Source organism: Kitasatospora sp. NPDC058406 (genome assembly GCF_042722765.1).
Taxonomy (GTDB): Bacteria; Actinomycetota; Actinomycetes; order Streptomycetales; family Streptomycetaceae; genus Kitasatospora.
In genome coordinates this window covers 1-4,175 of record NZ_JBHXKE010000426.1, presented here as the reverse complement: position 1 = coordinate 4,175, position 4,175 = coordinate 1, and the positions used below count along the sequence as shown (strand labels likewise).

3 protein-coding genes are annotated in these 4,175 nt (G+C 73.8%); 1 reads left to right on the top strand and 2 read right to left on the bottom strand.

The genetic code is table 11. The annotated features are described in order from the left end of the window. Positions 1–132 precede the first annotated feature (132 nt). Both ACFWOG_RS39915 and ACFWOG_RS39910 read right to left on the bottom strand, forming a co-directional pair. Positions 133–1,107 carry a formylglycine-generating enzyme family protein gene (locus ACFWOG_RS39915; protein ID WP_380364563.1) on the bottom strand — a complete coding sequence of 325 codons (975 nt, stop codon included), beginning with the start codon at positions 1,105–1,107 and terminating at the stop codon, positions 133–135. A 103-nt stretch (positions 1,108–1,210) separates the two neighbouring features. Further along, positions 1,211–2,671 carry a sulfatase gene (locus tag ACFWOG_RS39910; RefSeq protein WP_380364561.1) on the bottom strand — a complete coding sequence of 487 codons (1,461 nt, stop codon included), beginning with the start codon at positions 2,669–2,671 and terminating at the stop codon, positions 1,211–1,213. Between the two features lie 551 nt (positions 2,672–3,222). On the opposite strand from ACFWOG_RS39910, the gene ACFWOG_RS39905 reads away from it, so the two are divergent. Then, the gene (locus ACFWOG_RS39905) at positions 3,223–3,918 is read left to right on the top strand and encodes an HAD family hydrolase (RefSeq protein WP_380364559.1); all 696 of its coding nucleotides are present in this window, start codon (positions 3,223–3,225) and stop codon (positions 3,916–3,918) included. The last annotated feature ends 257 nt before the right edge of the window (positions 3,919–4,175 follow it).

The following is a 4,175-nucleotide window of genomic DNA, read 5'->3' as shown; positions in this document are numbered from 1 at the left end:
CCGGCGCCCACGGACCGCAACGAACTCATCCAACAGTCAGACCAGCCACCCGAACCCGGGCCCGGCTAGAACCCCTACACACGGATTAGGACACGGCGGTTCGGCCGCCGTCGAGCGCCCCCACCCCGCCCGTCAACCGGCCACCCCACCGTCCACGGCGTCGGCCGCCACCCGGAATCCGATGTTGCCGGCCGAACTGTCCGGCGTGTTCGAGCTGCGCGCCGCCACCCGGTAGCGGTTGCAGTACGACTCGTGGCACATGTGGGAGCCCCCGCGCATCACCCGCGCCGAGCCGTCCGGCGGCCCGGCCGGGTCGTGGCCCGGCCCCGTGCGGTGGAAGCCGGGGCTGAACCAGTCGGCGCACCACTCCCAGACGTTGCCGACGGTGTTGTACAGCCCGAAGCCGTTCGGCCGGAACGCGGTCACCGGGGCGGTGCCCCGGTGACCGTCCGCCGCCGTGTTCAGCGTCGGGAAGACGCCCTGCCAGATGTTGCACAGGTGCCGTCCCCCCGGCATCAGCTCGTCGCCCCACGGGTAGCGCCGCTGCTCCAGCCCGCCCCGGGCGGCGTACTCCCACTCGGCCTCGGTCGGCAGCCGGGTGCCGGACCAGGCGCAGTACGCCTGCGCGTCGTTCCACGAGACGTGGACGACGGGGTGGTTCTGACGCGTCGTGACGGAGGAGCCCGGCCCCTCCGGCGACCTCCAGGCCGCCCCGGCGACCGCCCGCCACCACGGCACGGCGGCCACCGCGGGCGAGGCGGCGGCGAGCTCCCCGGGCAGGAAGCCCTCGAAGACGTAGGAGAAGCCGAAGGTCTCCGCCTCGGTGCGGTGGCCGGTCGCCTTCACGAAGGTCGCGAACGCGGCGTTGGTCACCGTGGTCGGCGCGATCCGGAACGGGCTCAGCTCGACCGGTCGGACGGGCCCCTCGCCGTCGGCCGGGTAGCCCTCCCGGTCGTCCGTCCCCATCAGGAACCGCCCGCCGGGCAGGCCGGTCAGCTGCCGCGCGACACGCAGCGCCCGCGGGTCGGCGAGCGGCAGCACGGTGGCGGTGGTCCCGCCGGTGTCCGTGCCGCGTCCGGGGGTGCAGCAGGGCTTGGTGGTCGGCACGGGGTTCCTCGTTCCGGGTGGTCGGTGCGGGGCCGGCGCCCCGCACCGGGCGAACCGGGTGCGGGGCGCCGACCACCGGTGGTCGAGCGGTCGGGCGGCCCGGTCAGGCGACCCGGTCGGCGGCCAGCTGCGCCGCCAGCGCCGGGACACCGAGCGCCTGCTCCTCCTGCGGCGTCGCCTGGTACAGCAGGTTGGTCAGCTGGTACGGATCGGCCGCCAGATCGTAGTACTCGCGGAACTTCACCTCTCCGGTGCCGGACACCGTGCCGTTCGCGTCGGTGTGCAGCGCGTAGTACTCGGTGTACTGCCGGTCCTTCGCGACGTACGAGGACCAGGTGGGCGGGCCGCCCGCCGCCGTGCCCTGCTTCCACCACTCGACCAGCAGGTGGTCCCTGCTGTAGGTGCCGAGCAGCGAGTGGCCGTCCTGCGGGGTGCCGGGCGTGATGCCGGCGGCGTCGAGGATGGTCGGGGCGATGTCGATGTTGGCGACGATCCGGTTGTCGACGGTGCCCGCGCCGAGCCCACCGGCCGGCCAGGACAGGTAGAACGGCACCTCGTGGGCCGGGGAGTAGGGCACCGACTTCTTGAGCCAGCCGTGGTCGGCCCAGGTGTACCCGTTGTCACCGACGTAGATGACCAGGGTGTTGTCCAGCTGGCCGAGCGCCACCAGCTTGTCGTGGATCGCCTGGACGGCGTCGTCGACCGAGAGCAGGCTGCGCAGCTGCCGGGTCCGCAGCGCCTGGGCGTCGGCGAGCGTGGAGGTGGCGTTCTTGATGTAGCCGGGCTTGTCGCTGCGGTCGGCCTCGGGCACGGAGGGGCGGCCGTTCCACGGCGGCACCACCGTGTCGGCGTACTTGGCGGCCGGGACGTTGGGTTCGTGCGAGGCGTAGGGGGTGACGTAGGCGAACCAGGGGCGGGTGTCGGTGGCGGCCTTGTCCAGGAAGGCCAGCGTGCGGTTCTTGATGATGTTGGTGGTGTACCCGGTGAGCGTCTGGACGGTGCCGTCGATGTTCCAGTTGGCGTTGTTGAAGGCGGGCTGGAGCAGCGCCCACTCCTCGAAGTGCGGCGGGTTGTCGGCCAGCGCCCAGGAGTTGAGGTACTTGCCGAAGAGACCGGTGCGGTAGCCGGCCTGCCGGAGGTGGCGCTGCACGGTGGTGTTCTGGTCGAGACTGTGCGACGCACCGTTGTTGCGCACGCCGTGGTTGTGGGCGTAGCGGCCGGAGAACACCGACGAGCGCGACGGCGCGCAGAGCGGTGTGCTCACGTGGCCGTGGCTGAACCGGACGCCCTGGCCGGCGATCCAGTCCACGGTCTTCTGGATCGCCCACTCGGTGTGCTTGGGCTGGTCGTCGGTGACGATCAGCAGGATGTTCGGCCGGGCGGCGGCGCCGGCGGCGGCCGCGGGCCGGGCGGCGGCGAGCTGGAGTGCGGCGGGGGCCGCCGCGGTGGCCGCCACGGCGGCGGCGCCCGTGAGGAACCCCCGCCGGCCGACGGCCGGCGTCCGGCCGTCCCCGACCGGGCCGTCGGTCGAATTGCCGGTCGAATCTCCCGTGGAATCGCTCATTCGAATTCCCTCCGTGCTTTTCGGTGATCCCGGCAGGCCGCTCACGGGAAATCCCGGTTCGGCATTGCCGGAAATCGGTGCCGGGAAGCGGAACTCCGGCCCGCGACTCGTCCGCACCCGCACCCAGGAGGGCGTCCACGGGCACGGCGAGTCGCCGGCAGTCCGCCTGAAAGGAACCGGGGCGCCTCGTCTACCTGCACGAACGGTGCGAGTGCGAGCCACCCCGAGGAATCGCGACGCGGGTCGGCCGGTTCCCGTCCGTCCTTCGGGGAACCGCCGCCCGACTCACGCCGAGTGGGCTGTACAGAGGGCGCTCGCCAGCCGTCCGAAATCGACATGCCGACGAGCAGCCAGGAAATCGCCAGCTGCCATGCGAGCGACTGTAGGAGTTGCGGGGAGTCGCTGGCAATACCCGGGGAGAATTGTTGCGGCGCCATGACGGATATCGGGACCCATGTTTCCGCCGGTATCCTCCCGCCGGTCCCCTCCCGCCGACGGACGGCCCTGGCGCGGCCCGTCGGCGGTCGGGCGCCCCCCTATGCTGTCCGGTCATGATCACTTCACCGGCGCCCTCACCGGCGCTCCCGTCGGCACCCTCACCGGACCCGATACGGCTCGTCATCTTCGACTGCGACGGGGTCCTCGTGGACAGCGAGCGGATCGCCGCCCGCGTCCAGGTCGCGCTCAGTGCCGAACTCGGCTGGCCGCTCACCGAGGCCGACGTGGTGGAGCGCTTCATCGGCCGCTCCCAGGCCTCGATCCACGAACAGATCGCCGCCCGGCTCGGTGAGGAGGCCGCCGGAGCGTGGTGGGAGGCGTTCGTCCGGCGGCACGCCGAGGAGGTGGACGCCGGACTCGCCGCCGTCGACGGCCTGCCGGAGGCGCTGGACGCGATCACCCTGCCGACCTGCGTCGCCTCCAGCGGTTCGCACGAGAAGATGGCGCACACCCTCGGCCGCACCGGGCTCCACCACCGCTTCGCCGGCCGGATCTTCAGCGCCACCGAGGTCGCCCGCGGCAAGCCGGCCCCCGACCTCTTCCTGTACGCGGCGCAGCGGATGGGCGTGCCGCCGTCCGCCTGCGCCGTCGTCGAGGACAGCGAGCCCGGCGTCCGGGCCGCCCGCGCCGCCGGCATGCGCGCCTTCGGCTACGCCGGGGGTCTCACCGCCGCCGACCGGCTGGCGGGCCCCGGGACCGTCGTCTTCGACGACATGCGGGAACTCCCCGCCCTGCTCGCCGCCGGATAGCCGTCGCGCGGCGGCCGGCCCGGGCAGCGGCCCCCGACCGGCGCCCGACCGGTGCAGCCCCCCGGCCCCGGTCCCCCCGGCCCCGGCCCACGCGCGTACGGCCGACCGGCCGCCCCCCTCGCGGCCGTCGGCGGACCGCCCGGCACCGCGCTCGGCCCACACCCGAGCGGGGTACCGGGCGGCCGACCGGGGGGGGGCGCCCTCCCCCCCGCCCCCCCCGCCCCGGGTAAACCCCCCCGACCCACCAGCCCCGGCAG